Origin of the sequence: Vibrio sp. JC009 (genome assembly GCF_029016485.1) — a bacterium.
GTDB lineage: Bacteria > Pseudomonadota > Gammaproteobacteria > Enterobacterales > Vibrionaceae > Vibrio.
Genome location: NZ_CP092106.1, coordinates 2,914,662 through 2,933,397, shown reverse-complemented (window position 1 = coordinate 2,933,397; position 18,736 = coordinate 2,914,662). Strand labels below are relative to the sequence as shown.

At 48.6% G+C, this 18,736-nt stretch carries 15 protein-coding genes; 14 read left to right on the top strand and 1 reads right to left on the bottom strand.

Annotated features, from left to right (window positions below):
- Nucleotides 1–51: 51 nt before the first annotated feature.
- The 13 genes from L3Q72_RS13065 to tldD all read left to right on the top strand — a co-directional run bounded on the left by L3Q72_RS13065 (nucleotide 52) and on the right by tldD (nucleotide 16,536).
- On the top strand, nucleotides 52–513 hold the full coding sequence (locus tag L3Q72_RS13065; protein WP_275130372.1) for a type II secretion system protein: 462 nt from the start codon (nucleotides 52–54) through the stop codon (nucleotides 511–513).
- Entirely contained in the window at nucleotides 503–1,066 is a 564-nt protein-coding gene (locus tag L3Q72_RS13060; RefSeq protein ID WP_275130371.1) for a type II secretion system protein, read from the top strand. Before L3Q72_RS13065 ends, L3Q72_RS13060 begins: the two co-directional genes overlap by 11 nt.
- Nucleotides 1,066–1,806, top strand: a complete 741-nt coding sequence (locus L3Q72_RS13055; protein ID WP_275130370.1) for a type II secretion system protein — start codon at nucleotides 1,066–1,068, stop codon at nucleotides 1,804–1,806. The genes L3Q72_RS13060 and L3Q72_RS13055 overlap by 1 nt, the downstream gene beginning before the upstream one ends.
- Complete coding sequence (locus L3Q72_RS13050) at nucleotides 1,796–2,302, top strand: hypothetical protein (protein ID WP_275130369.1); 507 nt, start codon at nucleotides 1,796–1,798, stop codon at nucleotides 2,300–2,302. The genes L3Q72_RS13055 and L3Q72_RS13050 overlap by 11 nt, the downstream gene beginning before the upstream one ends.
- Nucleotides 2,299–5,667 carry a DUF6701 domain-containing protein gene (locus tag L3Q72_RS13045; protein ID WP_275130368.1) on the top strand — a complete coding sequence of 1,123 codons (3,369 nt, stop codon included), beginning with the start codon at nucleotides 2,299–2,301 and terminating at the stop codon, nucleotides 5,665–5,667. The genes L3Q72_RS13050 and L3Q72_RS13045 overlap by 4 nt, the downstream gene beginning before the upstream one ends.
- A gap of 148 nt (nucleotides 5,668–5,815) precedes the next feature.
- On the top strand, nucleotides 5,816–6,859 hold the full coding sequence (locus tag L3Q72_RS13040; protein WP_275130366.1) for a rod shape-determining protein: 1,044 nt from the start codon (nucleotides 5,816–5,818) through the stop codon (nucleotides 6,857–6,859).
- 33 nt (nucleotides 6,860–6,892) lie between these two features.
- Nucleotides 6,893–7,783 carry a rod shape-determining protein MreC gene (gene mreC, locus L3Q72_RS13035; protein ID WP_275130365.1) on the top strand — a complete coding sequence of 297 codons (891 nt, stop codon included), beginning with the start codon at nucleotides 6,893–6,895 and terminating at the stop codon, nucleotides 7,781–7,783.
- Entirely contained in the window at nucleotides 7,773–8,261 is a 489-nt protein-coding gene (mreD, locus tag L3Q72_RS13030; protein WP_275130364.1) for a rod shape-determining protein MreD, read from the top strand. The genes mreC and mreD overlap by 11 nt, the downstream gene beginning before the upstream one ends.
- A gap of 34 nt (nucleotides 8,262–8,295) precedes the next feature.
- On the top strand, nucleotides 8,296–8,865 hold the full coding sequence (locus tag L3Q72_RS13025; RefSeq protein WP_275130363.1) for a Maf family protein: 570 nt from the start codon (nucleotides 8,296–8,298) through the stop codon (nucleotides 8,863–8,865).
- 18 nt (nucleotides 8,866–8,883) lie between these two features.
- Nucleotides 8,884–10,353, top strand: a complete 1,470-nt coding sequence (gene rng / locus L3Q72_RS13020) for a ribonuclease G (RefSeq protein WP_275130362.1) — start codon at nucleotides 8,884–8,886, stop codon at nucleotides 10,351–10,353.
- A 16-nt stretch (nucleotides 10,354–10,369) separates the two neighbouring features.
- Entirely contained in the window at nucleotides 10,370–14,248 is a 3,879-nt protein-coding gene (locus L3Q72_RS13015) for a YhdP family protein (RefSeq protein WP_275132112.1), read from the top strand.
- Nucleotides 14,249–14,259: 11 nt separating this feature from the next.
- The gene (locus L3Q72_RS13010) at nucleotides 14,260–15,078 is read left to right on the top strand and encodes a carbon-nitrogen hydrolase family protein (RefSeq protein WP_275130361.1); all 819 of its coding nucleotides are present in this window, start codon (nucleotides 14,260–14,262) and stop codon (nucleotides 15,076–15,078) included.
- Between the two features lie 12 nt (nucleotides 15,079–15,090).
- On the top strand, nucleotides 15,091–16,536 hold the full coding sequence (tldD, locus tag L3Q72_RS13005) for a metalloprotease TldD (RefSeq protein WP_275130360.1): 1,446 nt from the start codon (nucleotides 15,091–15,093) through the stop codon (nucleotides 16,534–16,536).
- A gap of 154 nt (nucleotides 16,537–16,690) precedes the next feature.
- Here tldD and yjgA read toward each other — a convergent pair whose 3' ends face one another.
- Complete coding sequence (gene yjgA / locus L3Q72_RS13000; RefSeq protein WP_275130359.1) at nucleotides 16,691–17,218, bottom strand: ribosome biogenesis factor YjgA; 528 nt, start codon at nucleotides 17,216–17,218, stop codon at nucleotides 16,691–16,693.
- A 117-nt stretch (nucleotides 17,219–17,335) separates the two neighbouring features.
- Here yjgA and pmbA point away from each other — a divergent pair, with 117 nt between their 5' ends.
- Nucleotides 17,336–18,679, top strand: a complete 1,344-nt coding sequence (pmbA, locus tag L3Q72_RS12995) for a metalloprotease PmbA (protein ID WP_275130358.1) — start codon at nucleotides 17,336–17,338, stop codon at nucleotides 18,677–18,679.
- Nucleotides 18,680–18,736: the final 57 nt, after the last annotated feature.

Sequence of the window (18,736 nt, the reverse complement as noted above, 5' to 3'; positions counted from 1 at the left end):
AAGTGTGGGAACGAGGATGATATGTTCAAGGATGTATAAGGTCGCTGGCAGATGAAAATCCCCTCCCGGTACAGCCCGGGATTTACCCTGATCGAGCTTGTCGTTGTTATTATCCTGCTTGGGATTGTTTCCGTTTATGCAGCCAGCCGCTATATGGGGAAATCCGGCTTTTCTGCCTATGCCGCTCAGGAGCAGGCTATCTCAGTGATCCGCCAGGTTCAGCTTGGCCGGATGTATTCTAATGTCTCAGACTCTGCCCTCTCTGACCGTTATAAACTTCAGGTCAGCAGTAGTTGTCTTGGTTCTGTTGCAGGATGCGCGGATGGTGAAAGCAGCAGTGATAACCTTGTTCTGGATGATGACCTGACCATCAGCACTTCCTCCTCATCACCGGTGCTTTTTGACCTTCTTGGAAATCCGGCCAGCGGTGGTACCGTGACTATTACTATTTCCAGTGATAATGACTCTGTTGGCGTCTGCATCAATGAGCAGGGGTATGTCTATGGCTGCTAAGTCGGTAAAAGGCTTTACCCTGATAGAAAGTGTTATTGCCATTATTATCATGGCCTTTGCCATGCTTTCCCTGACCAGTTTTCTTTTTCCTCAGGTTGCCGATTCTGCCCGTCCTCATTATGAGGTGCGGGCATCTGCGCTTGCTCAGAGTCTGATGGCCGAAGTTCTGGCGAAAAACTTTGATGAACTCAGTGACCCGGATGGCGGTGAATTCCGCTGTGGTGAAGACCCGGCAGACTGCACCGCTGAAGCTGATTTCGGCCCGGATGGCGAGTCAGGCCCGGTGGCTTACAATGATGTGGATGACTATATTGGCACATGGCAGACAGACTGTGCCTCAGGAGATAGCAGCTGTAATAACCTGAGTGATATTTTCGGCAATGATATTTCAGATGAGTATGCCAACTTTACCGCTGAGGTGGCCGTTGTTTATGAGGACAACTCCGATATTACGCTAAGCGTCAGCACCTATGTGGCGAAACGTATCACAATTACCATTACCGCCGGAAAGTATGGCGACTTTAGCTTTTCCGCCTACAGGGGGAACTACTGATGAAGCGCAGTGGCTTTACCCTGATTGAAATGGTGATGACCATAGTGGTAAGCGGAATTATTGTTCTGGGTATCACAGGTTTTCTTCAGCTTGGCATTACGGGCTACTCGGATACTATTGCAAGGCAGAAGGTGCAGAATCAGGCCCGCTTTGCCATTGAAAAAATGTCCCGAGAAATGCGCCATGCCGTGCCTAACAGTTTTGAACTGAATGGCAGTTGCCTCCGGTTTTATCCCATCAAGTATTCCGGCTTTTACACTCAGGTGGAAGCCCAGTCCGTTGCTAACAATACCATTATGTTTATGACGGATAATCAGGCAGTGGCAAGTGCCGACTTTGAACCGGGTGACCGTTTGGTTATTAATCCCAGCAGCTTTGGTGATCTGACTTCAGATACTGCTTCCGCACCGGTTGAAGATTGTGATATCAGCTGTAGTGAAAATAACGGGATTTACACCATAAGCGATACCTTCAGCAGTTATTCGGTGGGTAACCGGCATTACATTTACGGAGAAGATTATGTTACCTACTGTCTGACATCAGGCAGTGTAACCAGAGCTGAAGGTGCGACCGGCAGTGCGGTAACCGTTGCAGACAGCCTGGATGGCAGTAGCTCCTTCAGCTATGAGTCTCCTACTTTGCAGCGGGGCGGGCTGGTTCATATGGACCTTCTTTTCGTTAATGATGACGGTGAAGAGAGCAGCTATAAACATGATGTGCAGGTGTTAAATGTCCCATAAGCAGCCAAAACGGATCAGAAAACAGCGGGGCAATATGATTCTTATTGCCGTGTTTGTGATCGTGGTGATGGGGATGCTGGCGGCTAACCTGACCCGGATACGCTGGTCAAATCAGGATACTCTTACCAGAGAATATCTGGGAACACAGGCGTGGTTTCTTGCTCATTCCGGCAATGAATGGGCGCTGACGGTGCTGTTTCCGCTTGGTAATGATCAGGAGGATCCGGATGACCTGTTACCCCGTTGCCGGGATACCATCAACGGCACAACAGGAGAAGATGCGCTTGCTGCGCTTATTTCACAGGCTGGCTTATCCTGTGAAGCCACGGTCACTTGCACCTATCCGCCGGTTGATAGCACGGATCCGAATACGCTGGACGACACTATTCCGGATGAGTTGCAGTTTTATAAAGTGACTACGGTGGCTATTTGTGGCTCATCCGGATTTCAGGTGCAGAGAGAGCAGGAAGTCTGGGCCAGGGGAGTGAAGGAATGATAAAGAAATTAGTCATACTGCTTAGCCTTATCTATTCTTCTTTCAGTTTTTCCGCGGCAAGTCCGGAAGGCGTGCTCGGGTGTCAGAACCTGAATATGAACAGCGCATTTACTATTAGTTTTTCGGTTGATGGGCCGTCTGATGATCAGTATCTCTATCTGTACCGCAGAACAGGGCTGTTCAGTACCGAGTCTGAGTTTATATGGGCTGGTTTTGATGACTACTGGCGGCGGTTTTATTTCACTAACTATTACATTGATTATCTGTTTAACGATACAAGCTTAACGGATGAGTCATACAATATAAAAATTACCCACACCTCAGATGGTGTGCTGACTTATTACATTCAGACATCTTCAGATTCAACCTGGTTAGAAAAGGAAGTGAAAACGAGTACAGAGAGCTCTTCGGGTTTTAGTCTTTATTACAACAATATAAGCAATGTACAGTGTGAAGATAGCGTGCAGTCACCGACAGGTGACGAGCCAGGAAGCTCTCAAGGATTTGCATTCTCTGAAAGTATGTGTCCCGCAACAGCAGTACAGAGCTGGGAAAACAGCGGAACCTCCACTCTGAATATTAAAAACGGTGCAAAAATTTATGATGCTGCAGACGGTTATAAAATTGGCTTTGAAGATATATCAGGCAAGGATATCCAAAGGAACCGGTGCCGACTGACAGGGAGTGGTACCAAGTACACATGTCAGCCAAGAGGTGAATATATATTAGGCTTTGATGTAGACAGTATCAGTGTGCCTGACAGTGCGGATTTTGATTATGGCACTTATAAAGAAATAAGTGGTACAGAAACCTTTTCAGCAGGTGTGCACAAGGTTGATGGTGAATTTAAGGTTACCGGTACTTTAAATATTAATGGTGACGTCACACTCTATGTTACTAAGTTTACTCTTGACGGCGGTAATGTCAGATATCAGACAGAAGGCTCTCATCTGATCGTTATTAATACCGGTTCAGATACCAGCGAGTTAAAAGACGGTACAGCCTATGGCCATTTTATCTCCAGAGAGCTGACAAAGGTGCTGGATGGAATGAAATTATACGGCACAGTTACAGCAAAGGATTTAGAGGTGGATGATGCTAATGTCTATTTCCAGGAGCCGGACTGTACAACATCACCTGTCACCGGGGATAACTACTCGGTTGCCATCACTCCATCGCAGCAGTACCTGCTCCAGTGCGAAACCTCGCCACAGGTCACCATAGATGTCACCGATGAAGACGGAAGCAGTGCGCCTTCAGGAGTTAAGGTAAACGTCAGTTTTTCCCCATCCGGAATAGGAACTGCCGGAGAATACAGTACCGACAGCAACGGGCAGGTAGTTCTGGATCTGAGCCTTTCTGCTGCTTTAGATGATTACAGTATAACGGCCACTCTGGTGGATGATACCGATGAGTCAGACAGCGCCACAGTGAGCGTTGTTCCCTATAAGTTTGATATCCCGGAAGCAGACGGAATTGCAGGTAAAGAAGAGATATTTTCAATGCGTGTGCTTGCCTGCAAAGATGATACTGCGACCCTGGTTGAAGAGTATTCCGGAAGCAAAACGTTAAGTGTTACCACCTCCATTGAAGTGCCTGCAAGCGGTGCAACCGACGGTAATTTCCAGGTAAAAAGTGACACTAATTCCACCTGGTCTTCCAGTCAGATAACTCTTGAGTTTACCAATGGCGAAGTGGATTCAGATGCAAGCAGTCCGGATGAGATTGCCTATCTGAGATACTACGAGTCGGGAACCGTTAATCTGACTATCAGCGACAGTAACTTCGACTGCCCGGAAGGCTACAGCTCCTGTGTGACTTCTAACGGACAATCTATTTTCTGGGACGGGCTAACCGGCTCTGTGGATGTGGATTTCCGCCCATGGACTTTTGCAATCTGTGACTCTGAAAACAGTGATATGGACGGCAATATTACCGATGCCTCCAGCCTGGGCTACAAAGCCGCCGGTGAGCAGTTTGATCTGCATATCTACCCGATAATCTGGCAGCAGAGTGCAGCCGAGTCTGATCCTGAAAATGACGATATTGATGTATCCGGCTACTGCGATACCGATAATGTGACGCATAACTTTTATATCTCGCCATCTGCAACGGTCACTCTGGACCATGAAGTTGCGCAGCCTTCTTCGGGTGAAAACGGCACCCTTAGTGGAACTAAGAGCTTTGCCCACAGCGCTAAATCTTCTGAAGGGGACTATTACCTGTCTGAACTTGAGTGGAGCGAAGTTGGTGTGTTGCGGGTTAAGGTTGATGCAGGTACTTATCTTGGAATGGATATTAATCAGGGTTATAGGGAGATAGGGCGCTTCTACCCAAACCATCTGGCGCTGGTGACTTCTGGTGGAGCAGATACCTGGACATATAAAGACGGGCATGCGGGTTTTGCATATATGGGTCAGTCCATCGAGCATAATTTCTTTGTCCAGGCGATGACGCGGGATGACAGTCCGGTCGCGAACTATCTCTATTTTGACTCTGATCTTGTGGCCGATCTTGAATACTACGCCATGTCAGGAACGACTTCTTTAACCGATCGTCTGCTGGACGGAACGGATTCCGTTGTGGATGAGACCAGCACCTCCTGGACTGCCGGAAGTGACTGGACTCTGATTGATGACTCCCCGGATTATGCTCAGTTGCAGGTCAATTATTCCGAATTTACCTTTGTAAAAAATGCAGTGGCAAGCTCTCCTTATGAGACTGAAGCGGACGGACCGTATAACTCCGGCTTTGGTGTCCAAATCATTACAGATAGCGGTGGAAATACCCCGGACGGCATTTCATTTAATAGCGACAGAACGGGCAGTGCAGCCCTGTCTGCACTGTTTTCCGAGCAACCGGATTTCAGATATGGCCGTATGGCACTGACCGATGTCGGTGGCAATAGTGATGCTCAGATTTCAGTACCGCTCAAAGTTGAGTACTGGGATGGAAACGAGTTTGTGACCAACACAGATGACAGTGGCAGTGCGTTTAATAGCGGCTATTACTGCCGTCAGATTATCTGGAGCGACTCTGCCAGTTCGGATGCCGGCTTTACTGTAACCACAGAAGATCCGGCTCAGGATGAAATGAAAGCTTACAGCGGTGAGTTTGATAATCTGGTTGCTACTCACAGTGGCGATGATCGTGAACAGATCCGCCTTTGGCTTCGCCAGCAAAGTACTGAACCAACTAGCGGATTTGACTGCTATAATTTGAGTGGAACTGTTGATCAACCCTGGCTCAGATACAACTGGCGTGATTTAGGTGACGAAGACCCTTCAGTTGTTGTGGTTTTCGGTACTTACAGGGGAAATGACAGAGTGATTTTCCGGGGAGAAAGCCGTCTTACAGGGCAATGAAAACCTTAATAAAAGCGGTTTTTGTTATGAATGTGAAAAAAAAGCGAGATTAAGCACAGGTTTATGCTTCAATGCCTTGCTGTAATTGCATGGCATTGGTACATTTAGTGCAATTTTGTCTTCTAATATTATCCAACGAGCGAAGAGTATGTTTAAGAAACTTCGTGGCATGTTTTCAAATGACCTGTCAATTGATTTAGGTACTGCCAACACTCTTATTTATGTAAAAGGTCAGGGCATTGTCCTTGATGAACCATCTGTAGTAGCAATTAGCCAGAAAAGAGCAGGCGGCGCAAAGAGCGTTGCAGCGGTTGGTCATGAGGCTAAGCAGATGCTGGGTCGTACTCCAGGCTCTATTTCTGCTATCCGCCCGATGAAAGATGGTGTGATTGCTGACTTCTATGTAACAGAAAAAATGCTTCAGCACTTTATCAAGCAGGTGCATGACAACAGCGTACTGAAACCAAGCCCACGCGTTCTGGTTTGTGTGCCTTGTGGTTCTACTCAGGTTGAGCGCCGTGCGATCAAAGAATCTGCACTGGGTGCCGGTGCACGTGAAGTTTATCTGATCGATGAGCCAATGGCGGCAGCTATCGGTGCTGGTCTGCGCGTTTCTGAGCCAACCGGTTCTATGGTAATCGATATCGGTGGTGGTACCACTGAAGTTGCGGTTATCTCTCTGAACGATGTGGTTTACTCATCTTCAGTCCGTATCGGTGGTGACCGCTTTGATGAAGCGATTATCAACTATGTTCGCCGTAACTACGGAAGCCTGATTGGTGAAGCAACCGCTGAAAAGATCAAGCACGAGATCGGTTCTGCTTATCCGGGGGATGAAGTGGAAGAGATAGAAGTTCGCGGCCGTAACCTTGCTGAAGGTGTGCCACGCAGCTTTACTCTGAACTCAAACGAGATCCTTGAAGCGCTTCAGGAGCCTCTGACGGGTATCGTTTCGGCGGTTATGGTTGCGCTTGAGCAGTGTCCGCCTGAACTGGCTGCTGACATCTCTGAAAACGGTATGGTTCTGACCGGTGGTGGTGCACTGCTGAAAGATCTTGACCGTCTGTTGATGGAAGAGACCGGTATTCCTGTAGTTATTGCTGAAGACCCTCTGACATGTGTTGCACGTGGCGGTGGTAAAGCACTTGAAATGATCGACATGCATGGTGGCGATCTTTTCAGTGAAGAGTAATTTCATTCGCAATCCGATTTTTGGTGATTTGGAATGAAACCGATTTTCGGCAGGGGACCATCCCTTGAGCTACGGCTAGTTTTATCCGTTCTATTATCAGCCAGCCTTATGCTGGCTGATAGTCGTATGGATGCGTTTTATAATGTCCGTTATGTGCTAAACAGTGCGGTCGCTCCTATCCAGTATCTGGCTAACCTTCCCAGGGTCATGTTTGATGACCTGTATGAACGCCTTAATTTCCGGCAAACTCTGATCGAAAACAACGCATCACTTAAGAATGAAATGTTGCGTCTTAAGAGCGATGTTGTGCTGCTTGACCAGTACAAAGAAGAGAACCAGCGTCTGAGAAAACTGCTGGGATCCTCTTTTGTCCGTGATGAGAAAAAAGTGGTTACCGAAGTAATGGCGGTGGACTCCTCGCCTTACCGGCATCAGGTGGTGATTGATAAAGGTCATGTGGACGGGGTTTATATCGGTCAGCCGGTGATCAACGAAAGAGGGATTGTCGGTCAGGTGACATTTGTTGCTTCGCACAATGCCCGTGTTCTGCTGCTGGTGGACTCAAACAACTCAATTCCGGTTCAGATTGTGCGTAACGATATCCGGGTTATTGCTTCCGGTAACGGCGACATAGATTCCGTCTTCCTTGAGCATATTCCGCTGAGCACCGATGTTCAGGTCGGCGATATGCTGGTAACCTCCGGTCTTGGTGGTGTTTATCCTGAAGGCTATCCGGTGGGCTATGTTGAGACGGTACAGAACGACAATACCCGCCAGTTTGCTTATATCAAAGCCACACCGGCTGTGCAGTTTGACCGTCTGAGATACCTGCTGCTTATCTGGCCGAATGAAGACAGACAGCATCATGTAAAAGAATCGCTGGAGACGTTAGAGAATAAAGAGGGTGGTTCAGATGGGAAATAGCCTGCTTCGCGGAAAGGGTATTATCTGGCTGACTTTTCTTGCTGCTCTGGTTTTCCAGACCATTCCCTGGCCGGGTGAACTGGACCTGCTGCGTCCGTCCTGGCTGCTGCTGGTTACTTTTTACTGGGTTCTGGCACTGCCACACAGAGTGAATGTGGGTACAGCGCTGATGCTGGGCCTGTTCTGGGATCTGCTCTTGGGCTCAACGCTTGGCATTCGCGGCATTGTTATGTCAGTGATGACCTTTATTGTGGCCACCAACTTTCTGGTGCTGCGTAATATGGCGCTGTGGCAGCAGGCAATACTGATTGGCTTCTTTACCGTTGCGGCAAAAATGCTGGAGTTTGGCGGTGAGTTTCTTATTCAGGATGTGACCTTTGATCCCATGTCTTACTGGGCGGGTCTAGTAAACTGTATTCTATGGCCATGGATGTTCCTGTTGCTCAGAAGAGTTCGCCGTCACTGGCATATCCGTTAAATAATCATGATTTGTTGGTTATGGAGTAAAGCAAATGCCAGCTGATAAAGCGCTTTATTTAGCATCGGGCTCTCCAAGAAGAAAAGAGCTTCTGACACTGCTGGGCTATGACTTTCAGACGGTTATTCCGGATATTGAAGAAGCACGCCTGAGCGGCGAAACACCGCAGGAATATGTCCAGCGCCTCTCTTTTGAGAAAGCCAAAGCCGGGCTTGCTTTAACCCAGGGTGAATGCGTTGTTATCGGCTCTGACACCATAGTGGTTCAGGGTGAGCTGGTGCTGGAGAAGCCAGAAGATTTTGCTGATGCGTCAAGAATGCTGATGTCTCTGTCCGGAAGGAAGCATCAGGTAATGACGGCGGTAACAGTGATGAGTCATCAGGAGAGCAAGACTCAACTGATAATTACAGACGTATGGTTTAAACAACTAACAGAACAAGAAATCAGACAATACTGGGAGTCTGGTGAACCATGCGACAAAGCAGGAAGCTACGGAATTCAAGGCATCGGCGGACGATTTGTTTCAAGAATTGAAGGCAGTTACCACGCGGTAGTTGGCTTGCCTATGATGGAAACTGACCAGCTCCTGCACCATTTTTTATAAATTATTGAGGGGCGCTTTATGAGTGCAGAGTTACTTATTAACGTAACCCCAAGTGAGACCAGGGTTGCTATGATTGAAGGCGGCATCCTTCAGGAAGTTCATATTGAACGCGAGTCTCGCCGGGGAATAGTCGGAAACATATACAAAGGCCGCGTGTCCCGCGTATTGCCTGGAATGCAGGCTGCTTTTGTTGATATCGGCCTGGAAAAGGCTGCCTTTCTGCACGCTTCAGATATTGTCCCTCACACAGAATGTGTCTCTGAAAACGAGAAACAACAGTTTCAGGTTCGTGATATCTCTGAGCTTGTCCGCCAGGGACAGGACATTGTTGTTCAGGTGGTCAAGGATCCTCTGGGAACCAAAGGTGCCAGACTGACCACTGATATTACGCTTCCCTCCCGCTACCTTGTTTTTATGCCGGGTGCCAGCCATGTGGGGGTTTCGCAGCGAATTGACAGTGAAGCAGAGCGTGAACGTCTTAAAAAGAACGTAATCCCTTATTGCGATGAAAACGGTGGCTTTATCATTCGTACTGCGGCAGAAGGCGCGGATGATACTGAACTTTCTCAGGATGCTCAGTTCCTGAAAAGGCTTTGGGTTAAAGTCATGGAGCGAAAAGCGAAATACAAAACCCGTTCAACCCTGTACGGAGAATTGGGGCTGGCTCAGCGAATTCTGCGTGATTTTGTCGGCACCGAGCTGAACCGCATTCAGGTGGATTCGCGTCTTGCCTTTGAAACCCTTAAAGAATTTACCTCAGAGTTTGTTCCCGAGCTGACGGATAAGCTAGAGTTATATGAGGGTGACAAGCCTATCTTTGATATGCACGATGCTGAAAATGAAATTCAGCGTTCCCTTGAGCGTAAAGTTGATCTCAAGTCCGGAGGTTATCTGATTATTGACCAGACAGAGGCGATGACCACGGTTGATATTAATACCGGTGCTTTTGTCGGCCGCCGTAATCTGGAAGAGACCATCTTTAATACCAATATTGAAGCGACTCAGGCCATTGCCCGTCAGCTTCGCCTGAGAAATCTGGGCGGTATTATTATTATCGACTTTATTGATATGGCATCAGAGGACCACAGAAACCGGGTTCTGCAGTCTCTGGATCAGGCGCTCTCTGTGGACAGAGTTAAAACCAATATCAATGGCTTTACCCAGCTCGGCCTGGTTGAGATGACACGAAAAAGAACCAGAGAAAGTATTGAACATGTTCTCTGTACCGGGTGTCCAACCTGTGAGGGGAGAGGGACAGTTAAGACCATTGAAACGGTTTGTTATGAGATTCTGCGTGAAATCACCCGTGTGAACAGAGCTTATGATGCGGATAAGTTTGTGGTTTACGCATCGCCGGCGGTGGCAGAAACACTGGAAGGCGACGAGTCTCATGCACTGGCTGAACTGGAAGTCTTTATCGGTAAGCAGGTAAAGATTCAGGGAGAACCTCTCTATATTCAGGAACAGTTTGACGTTGTCATGATGTAATGGAGCCTTTGTGGCTATGTTTATTGCCCGTCTTGGGCGTTTTGTACTTTGGCTGACAGTAACAGCAATGGTGATGCTCGCCATTGCTGTTACTGCTTTGCGCGTTGCGCTCCCCCGTCTGAATACCTACCAGAGTGAAATTGAGTTTTGGGTTAAGGAGCAGACAGGTATCCCTTTTAAAGTCAGCAGCGTAAAAGGCTACTGGCGGAACACTCACCCCTCCGTTTCTCTTGAAAATCTGGAAGCGCAGTTTGAGGGCTCAAACTCTGTCTCCTTTTCCGTTGAAGAGGTTCAGCTGGAGCTGGATCTGTTTGATACTTTGTTTACCCTCAAGCCCCAGGTTGCCATTCTGAACGGACATGGTCTGAAGCTGGATATCAGCGGAATAAACCTGCTCAATACGGGAACCGGTTCGCAATCCGGTGAAAACAAGAATTCAAACAACGCATCAAAGACACTGAGGCAACTGGATAAGCTGCTTTTACGACAGTTCCAGGACTTCACCCTGCTTGACTCAAGTATCAAATACCAGTCATTTACCGGTGATATCCGCCAGATTGATATTGAATCCCTGAAATGGCGAAACAGGGAAAAAAGGCATCAGCTGGATGGTGTTGTCAGTATTTCCGATACGCATATCAACAGCCTGGCCGTTATCGCCGACTTTGAAGATCACGGCAGCTTTTTAGATATCTCGGGTGATTTCTACATCCAGTCAGAAAACCTGCAGGTTAAGCCGTGGCTGACCAGGTATCTGACCAGAGAAACCGGCATCAGCAGCGGACAGCTCAGCTTTAACAGTTGGCTGAGTTTTGAGCGCAGCAAACCGGTTGATGCCTACTTAGAGTTTCTTCCTTCCGAGCTGAACTGGGAAAAGCAGGAAGATCAGCACTCTCTGTTTCTTGAAACGGGCGTGTTAAAGCTAAGCCCTACCGCAGAAAACGGTCTGCGTGTTAGTGGGCATTCACTTCTTCTTAGAACCGATGATGAAGAGTGGCCGGAGCTTGATCTGGCTATGGAGTGGAATAACAAGCAACTGCAGCTCAATCTTTCTGAGCTGGATATTGAGGCGCTGCTTCCACTGGTGCATTTAATGCCTGAGTCTGAATCAGTCTCTGAGTGGATTAATAAACTCGGTCCTAAAGGTATTGTTGAGGATATCCGTGTTGGCCGAAATTTTGACTCTGGGGATATCAGATATTCGGCTTCCTTAACTCAGGGCGGGCTTAAACAGTGGTATCTGCTGCCTGAAGTTCATGAGTTACAGGCGCTGGTATTCGGTAATCAGAATGAAGCTAAGGCTAAGCTGACTCTTATTGACGACACCCTCCCATACGGAGATGTGTTTCAGGCACCGCTGAAAATCAAAAAGGGCGAAGTGGATATTGTCTGGGAATCCTATGAAAACGGCTGGAGACTCTGGTCCGATAAAGTCTTTGTTGCCAGCCCGGATGTTCAGGCTCTTGGTGAATTCAGACTGGATTTCCCTAAGGACCAGCCTGCTTTCCTTTCCATTTATGCAGAAGCCGATCTGGATAAGGCGGGAGAAACCTGGCGTTATCTGCCCACCAGAGCGCTGGGACAGAACCTGACCAACTATCTTTCAACTGCGATTCAGGGGGGCAGGGCAGAAACCGCTCAAATCCTCTGGTATGGCGATCTGAAAACATTCCCGTACAGAAATAATAATGGCCAGTTCCAGGCTAAAGTTGCTCTGCAAGATGCCCAGTTTAGCTTTTTAACCAGTTGGCCTGTGGTTGAAGATCTGCAACTGGATCTGCTTTTTGAAAATGAGTCCATGTACCTGAAGTCAAACTCAGCGAAGACAATGGATGTGCTGGCCAAAAAGATAACCGGTAAGGTTAAGCATCTTGGCCCGAGCGGCGCTATTGAGATTGATGTTGTTGCCGATGCTAAAGGTAATGCCGTACGCGACTATATGATGTCTACTCCGCTGGTTGATTCAGTCGGTGCAGCATTGACAGCCGTGCAGGTTCAGGGTGACGTTCATTCTGAATTTAAGCTCAACATCCCATTTAGCGCTAAGAAAGAGCCGCGTGCCTGGGGTTTTGCTGAGCTGAACAAGAATACCATCAATGTAAAAACACCGGCCATGACACTTAAGAAAGCGCGTGGAAAGGTGTTGTTTGATAACGATGTTGTCAGCACCTCCGGACTCTCAGCCATTTTGCTGGACCAGCCTGTCTCCCTGGACTTTAAAGGTGAGAATCAAAACAGTGGTTATGGGGTAAATATCGACCTGGTTGGTGACTGGGAAGCCGCTCCGCTTGTTCCTTACATCGGTGGTGGCTGGATGGAAAGACTGCAGGGGCATGCGCCCTGGGCGATGGATATCGACTTGCAGCTAAGTGATATTGGCTTTACCTATCAGATAGACACTAAAGCGAATCTGGAATTTGTCACCAGCCAGTATCCGGCACCTTTAGCAAAAGCTCTGGGCGAAAAGTGGACGGCCAGAATGCAGGCTTCAGGTAATCAGGAGAGCATTTCCGCCAGGGTTCAGCTTCCGGGAGCTAAGTATCAGACCGAGATTGATATTACCGGCGACAGACCTGTGCTGAAAGCGACCAATATCCTGCTGGGCAAAGGCGCTTATAAAATCAGTCCTATCGTGGGGCATCATCTGACGGTGCGTACTGACAAGATCGATATGGACCGGTGGCTGGATATTGTATTTGGAAGCCATGGTCAGAAGAACACTGCTCAGCTTAGCCAGATGAATACCCCTGAGATCCCTGCTCCGGAGCGGATAAACATCAGCGTAGAGAGCATGAAGCTGGCCACCATTGACTGGAATGACGTCAGCTTTACCGGTAAGAAAAAAGGTAATGCCTGGAAGCTGAGAGCGGAAAGCTCGGAGGTAAAAGGGAAGGCAACCTATTTAGACTCTAATGACTTAAGCGTGGATCTTGAGCGTCTGCATGTCTATATTCCGGCACTTAATCAGTCAGAAGATGACAGGCCAATTGTTGAGTCAGATGAAGATGAACCTCTGATCACTGAGTTCGACCGGACTTTCCACCGCACAATGCCAAACCTGAATCTGTCTATCGATGATTTATGGATTCAGGGTTACAAAGTGGGGACAGCAAATGTTGATCTGCTGCGGCAGAGAGACCGGCTGGTATGGAACAACGCTGAGTTTTTAAGTGGCAGTAATCAGGTAAGATTAAACGGCTGGTGGGAGCTGACAGAAAACGACAGCCGTTCTACGTTCGGAATGTTCCTTAAAGGTGAAGATAACACCGAGCTGATGGAGCGGTTCGGCATTAGTTCCGGCATCCAGAGAGCGCCTTTTGAGATTAGCAGTAAGATGTCCTGGCAGGGCTCACCGTGGGCTGCAAAAGTGGAAACGCTGAACGGAAGTATGAGCACAGAATTTGGTAAAGGCGTTATCAGTGATGTGAGTGGTGCCGCTAAACTGCTGGGCCTGTTCAGCCTGGACTCCATTATCCGCCGAATGCAGCTTGATTTCTCGGATGTGTTTGATGAAGGTCTTGCTTTTAATTCCATTACAGGCAGCGGCAAAATAACCAATGGTATATTTGAAACTTCTGATATCCAGATGGATGCCATGGCCGGGGATATGTCCATAAAAGGTAATGCAGACCTTGTCCGCCGCCTTGTGGATGCGGAGGTGGAGTTTGTCCCTGATTTAACTTCGGGTATACCGGTAATCACGGCCTTTGCGGTAACGCCTCAGACTGCGGTTCTGGTATTTGCCATTTCCAAGGTAATTTCACCTGTTGTGAGTGTATTTACTAAAATACGTTATGAGGTAAAAGGTCCGCTGGATGCACCGGAAGTAAAAGAAGTATTGCGTAATCAGGGCGAGTACACCGTACCTGAAGAGCTGAAAAAACGTAACAAGTAGGAGATGGAGTCATGCAAAAAGTCGGAATAATCCAGATGACTTCCGGACCGGAACCGGAAAAGAACCTGAACTATATAAAAGCCCAGTTGGAAGTGCTGGCAAGTTCAGGTGTGTCGCTTGTGCTGACTCCTGAAAATGCGCTGGTTTTTGGTAATAAAGCGGACTACCACCGGCATGCAGAGATTCTTGGTGACGGCCCGGTTCAAAATGAACTTGCCCGGCTTGCGGCGCAGTATCAGATTTGGCTGGTGATTGGCAGTATGCCGATCAAGAGGGAAGTGGGTGTGACCACCACAACTCTGGTATATGCACCGGATGGCGAGTTAGCCGCTTATTATGACAAGCTGCATATGTTTGATGTAGATGTCGCCGATAACCACTCAAGATACCGGGAGTCGGAGACCTTTGCCTCCGGAAACCGGGTCTCTCTGGTGGAGACACCGCTTGGACGTATCGGCCTAACTATTTGCTATGATGTCCGTTTTCCGCACCTGTTTTCTGAGCTCAGGCATCAGGGTGCTAATGTGATTCTGGTTCCGGCCGCCTTTACCGCAACAACAGGCAAAGCGCACTGGGAGACTCTGCTGAAAGCCAGAGCCATTGAAAACCAGTGCTGGATTATTGCTGCCGGGCAGGGTGGCGTCCACCCTTGCCAGAGGGAGACCTGGGGACATTCCATGATTATCGATCCATGGGGCAATATTGCTATGCAGCTTGACCAGAAGGCAGGCGTACTGGTTTCTGCCATTGATCACAACATAACAAAGTCAGTTCGTGCCAATATGCCTTTAGCAGAGCATGCACGATTCACTTCAATATTTAAAAATTAATATAGGCACATAATGACAATTACCCGTGTAGAACAGGCACTACTTTCACCAACAGGACTGTCCGGGCAGGATCTTACTGACACGCTGGCAACCATAGCTACACGTCAGATTGATTATGCCGATGTCTATTTTCAGTCCAGCTGGCATGAGTCATTAGTGCTGGAAGACAGTATTATCAAAGACGGCTCTTTTAATATCGACAGAGGTGTCGGTGTCCGGGCGATCTCCGGCGAGAAAACAGGGTTTGCCTATTCAGATCAGATTGATGCTGAAAGCCTTAAGCAGAGCGCGGTAGCCGCAAGAGGCATTGCTCATGCAGGCCAGAGTGGCAAGCTTCAGGCATTTTCCCGTCACTCAAATCAGATCAATTACAGCGCTGACAATCCGCTGGAAAGTCTTGAGAAGCAGCAGAAAATCGATCTGCTGAAAGAGCTCGATGCTTATATCCGCACTAAAGAGCCTCTGGTTCAGGAAGTCTCTATCAGCCTGAGCGGTGTGTTTGAGCAGGTATTGGTTGCAGCGACAGACGGTACTTATTCTGCTGATATCCGCCCGCTGGTAAGACTGTCGGTGACAGTTCTGGCACAGAAAGGTGACCGGCGTGAGCGCGGAAGCTCAGGTGGTGGTGGCCGTTACACCTATGAAAAATTTATAGCCGACGAAGATGGCCGCAAGGTCGCGTTCTTCTATGCTGATGAAGCGATCAGACAGGCAATGGTTAACCTTGACGCGGATTCAGCACCGGCTGGTACTATGCCGGTGGTACTGGGTTCCGGCTGGCCGGGTGTGCTTCTACATGAGGCTGTAGGCCATGGCCTTGAGGGCGACTTTAACCGTAAAGGCTCTTCAGTATTCTCCGGTAAAGTAGGAGAGAAGGTTACCTCAGATCTCTGTACTATTGTTGACGACGGAACCATGGCCGGCCGCCGGGGTTCAATCAATATCGATGACGAAGGTGTGGAAGGCCAGTACAACACGCTAATTGAAAATGGCGTGCTGAAAGGTTATATGCAGGATAAGCTAAATGCCCGTCTGATGGGTGTGGATCCTACCGGTAACGGCCGCCGTGAGTCTTACGCACATCTTCCTATGCCGAGAATGACCAATACCTACATGCTGCCGGGCGAACACTCTCCGGAAGAGATCATCTCGACAGTTAAGAAAGGCCTGTATGCACCAAACTTCGGTGGTGGTCAGGTGGATATCACTTCAGGCAAGTTTGTGTTCTCAACTTCAGAAGCTTATCTGATTGAAGACGGCAAAATCACCCGCCCGGTGAAAGGTGCCACTCTGATAGGCTCTGGTATAGAAGCCATGCAGCAGGTCTCTATGGTCGGCAATGACCTGAGTCTCGACCGGGGTGTCGGGGTCTGCGGTAAGGCAGGGCAGAGTATGCCGGTTGGAGTTGGCCAGCCAACGTTGAAGCTGGACTCGATTACGGTCGGGGGGACGGAATAGCTGAATTTGGGCTATAGGCTATGGGGGCGGGCTTCGCCCTTTAGGGTTATAGGGAAAAGCGGGGTAGGTGATGTCGCTTGAAGTTCAATATACTTAGAGTAACATCCCCATAGCCCATAGCCCATAGTCTCATAGCCCTGTAGCAGAGCTATATCTAAAACTCCCCCTCATTCCACTCCTTCAACAACTGAAAAATCTCACGAAACGCCTTAGGCGGTTTATTCGCTTTCTTTTCTCTGTTGGCCTGAAGGTATAGCTGGCGGAGCCTTTGTCTGTCAGCAGAAGGATAAGTTTCCAGGATCTCGTTGATTACTGAGTCGCCTTCCTCAACCAGTCTGTCGCGTAGTTTTTCCAGTTTGTGCAGCTCAGCGGTTGCCTGAGAGTGTTTATTTCTCAGTTTATCCAGAGCGGCCTGAATTGGCTCAGGGTCGATGTTTCTCATCAACTTGCCAATGTACTGAAGCTGGCGGCGCTTCGCTTCGTTCTTAAAGCGCTGTGCGTCTGCGATTGCTTCTCTGAGGTCATCGGGCAGCGGAAACTTTTCAAGCTGCTGAGGTTTGATATCAACCAGCTCTTCACCCAGCTTCTGCAGCTCTTCCATGTCATTTTTCATCTCGGTTTTACTTACCCAGATGATCTCTTCTTCCTCTTCCCATGGGGCTTTTTGGTTTTTACGTGCCATTTTTTGTCGTTCTCGTATTAATCTGGAGAGATATTCCACTATTTTAGCAAGATTTATGGGGAGAATGCGAAAACCTTGTTATTCTATAGCTAAGCAGTTAATAAAGAATGAATTACGATGGACGTAAAACAACAGATTAGCCACCAGAGAGCAGAGCTCGAAGGTGCGGTAGCTAAAGCTCTGGACATGGCTACCGGAGTCGCAGACGCGGCGGAAGTGGCAATTACCAAGACAACGGGCATCAGCGTTTCAACTCGTATGTGCGAAGTTGAAAATGTGGAATTCAACAGTGACGGTGCCCTGGGCATCACGGTATACCGCGGAAACAGAAAAGGCAGCGCCTCTACCTCTGACCTGAGCGAGAATGCCATCAAGCAGACGGTAGAAGCGGCGCTTGATATTGCAAACTACACCTCTGAAGATCCTTGCGCAGGCCCGGCACCAAAAGAATTTATGGTCAAGGATATCCCGGATCTGGATCTGTTCCACCCGGATGAGCCTGAGCCGGATCACGCTGCCGCTATTGCGATTTCAGCAGAGAAGGCTGCGCTGGAGTATAGCGACCGGATCAAACAGAGCGACGGTGCAAGCTACGACAGCCACTATGGTGTAAAAGTTTACGGTAACAGCCATGGTCTTCTTGCCAGCTATCCTTCCAGCCGTCACAGCGTTAGCTGCTGTGTAATTGGTGAAGGCCAGAACGGGGTAATGGAGCGCGACTATAGCTACTCTGTTTCACGCCGTGCTGAAGAGCTCTGGACGCCAGAGTCTGTTGGTTTAAAAGCAGCTGAGAAAACAGTTAGCCGCCTTGACGCTCAAAAACTGAAAACCGGACAGTTCCCGGTTATGTTTGCCGCCGATGTGGCTACAGGCCTTGTGGGTCATCTGGTTATGGCTATCAGCGGTGGTAACCTGTACCGGAAATCTTCCTTCCTGCTCGACCATCTTGGCAAGAAAGTCCTGCCAGACTGGTTCAGTATTGAAGAAAAGCCTCATGTACTCAGAGGACTAGCATCCAGTCCGTTTGACAGTGAAGGTGTGGCAACGATCGACCGCAAGATCATCGATGACGGTGTTCTGGCAACCTATCTGCTGACCAGCTACGCTGCAAGAAAGATGAATATGGATCCTACAGGCCACGCAGGTGGTATCCACAACTGGTATGTTTCATCAACAGGCCAGACGTTCGATCAGATGCTGAAAGAGCTGAATACAGGCTTCCTTGTGACAGAGCTGATGGGACAGGGTGTGAACACAGTAACAGGCGATTACTCCCGGGGTGCTGCCGGTTTCTGGGTAGAAAACGGTGAGATCAAATACCCGGTTTCAGAAGTGACGATTGCAGGCAACCTGAAGGATATGTTCCAGAATATCGTCGCGGTTGGCAGCGATACGGAAACTCGTTCTCAGATTCAGACTGGTTCGGTGATTATCGAAGCTATGAAGGTGGCTGGAGAATAGTTGTTCAGGCTATGGGGGCGGGCTTCGCCCTTTTTGGGTTATAGGGCTATAGGGAAA

What these genes read in the sequence shown, in the direction of transcription:
- L3Q72_RS13065 (WP_275130372.1), top strand. Translation starts at nt 52, where the DNA reads ATGAAAATCCCCTCCCGGTACAGCCCGGGATTTACCCTGATCGAGCTT.
- L3Q72_RS13060 (WP_275130371.1), top strand. Translation starts at nt 503, where the DNA reads ATGGCTGCTAAGTCGGTAAAAGGCTTTACCCTGATAGAAAGTGTTATT.
- L3Q72_RS13055 (WP_275130370.1), top strand. Translation starts at nt 1,066, where the DNA reads ATGAAGCGCAGTGGCTTTACCCTGATTGAAATGGTGATGACCATAGTG.
- L3Q72_RS13050 (WP_275130369.1), top strand. Translation starts at nt 1,796, where the DNA reads ATGTCCCATAAGCAGCCAAAACGGATCAGAAAACAGCGGGGCAATATG.
- L3Q72_RS13045 (WP_275130368.1), top strand. Translation starts at nt 2,299, where the DNA reads ATGATAAAGAAATTAGTCATACTGCTTAGCCTTATCTATTCTTCTTTC.
- L3Q72_RS13040 (WP_275130366.1), top strand. Translation starts at nt 5,816, where the DNA reads ATGTTTAAGAAACTTCGTGGCATGTTTTCAAATGACCTGTCAATTGAT.
- mreC (WP_275130365.1), top strand. Translation starts at nt 6,893, where the DNA reads ATGAAACCGATTTTCGGCAGGGGACCATCCCTTGAGCTACGGCTAGTT.
- mreD (WP_275130364.1), top strand. Translation starts at nt 7,773, where the DNA reads ATGGGAAATAGCCTGCTTCGCGGAAAGGGTATTATCTGGCTGACTTTT.
- L3Q72_RS13025 (WP_275130363.1), top strand. Translation starts at nt 8,296, where the DNA reads ATGCCAGCTGATAAAGCGCTTTATTTAGCATCGGGCTCTCCAAGAAGA.
- rng (WP_275130362.1), top strand. Translation starts at nt 8,884, where the DNA reads ATGAGTGCAGAGTTACTTATTAACGTAACCCCAAGTGAGACCAGGGTT.
- L3Q72_RS13015 (WP_275132112.1), top strand. Translation starts at nt 10,370, where the DNA reads ATGTTTATTGCCCGTCTTGGGCGTTTTGTACTTTGGCTGACAGTAACA.
- L3Q72_RS13010 (WP_275130361.1), top strand. Translation starts at nt 14,260, where the DNA reads ATGCAAAAAGTCGGAATAATCCAGATGACTTCCGGACCGGAACCGGAA.
- tldD (WP_275130360.1), top strand. Translation starts at nt 15,091, where the DNA reads ATGACAATTACCCGTGTAGAACAGGCACTACTTTCACCAACAGGACTG.
- yjgA (WP_275130359.1), bottom strand. Translation starts at nt 17,218, where the DNA reads ATGGCACGTAAAAACCAAAAAGCCCCATGGGAAGAGGAAGAAGAGATC.
- pmbA (WP_275130358.1), top strand. Translation starts at nt 17,336, where the DNA reads ATGGACGTAAAACAACAGATTAGCCACCAGAGAGCAGAGCTCGAAGGT.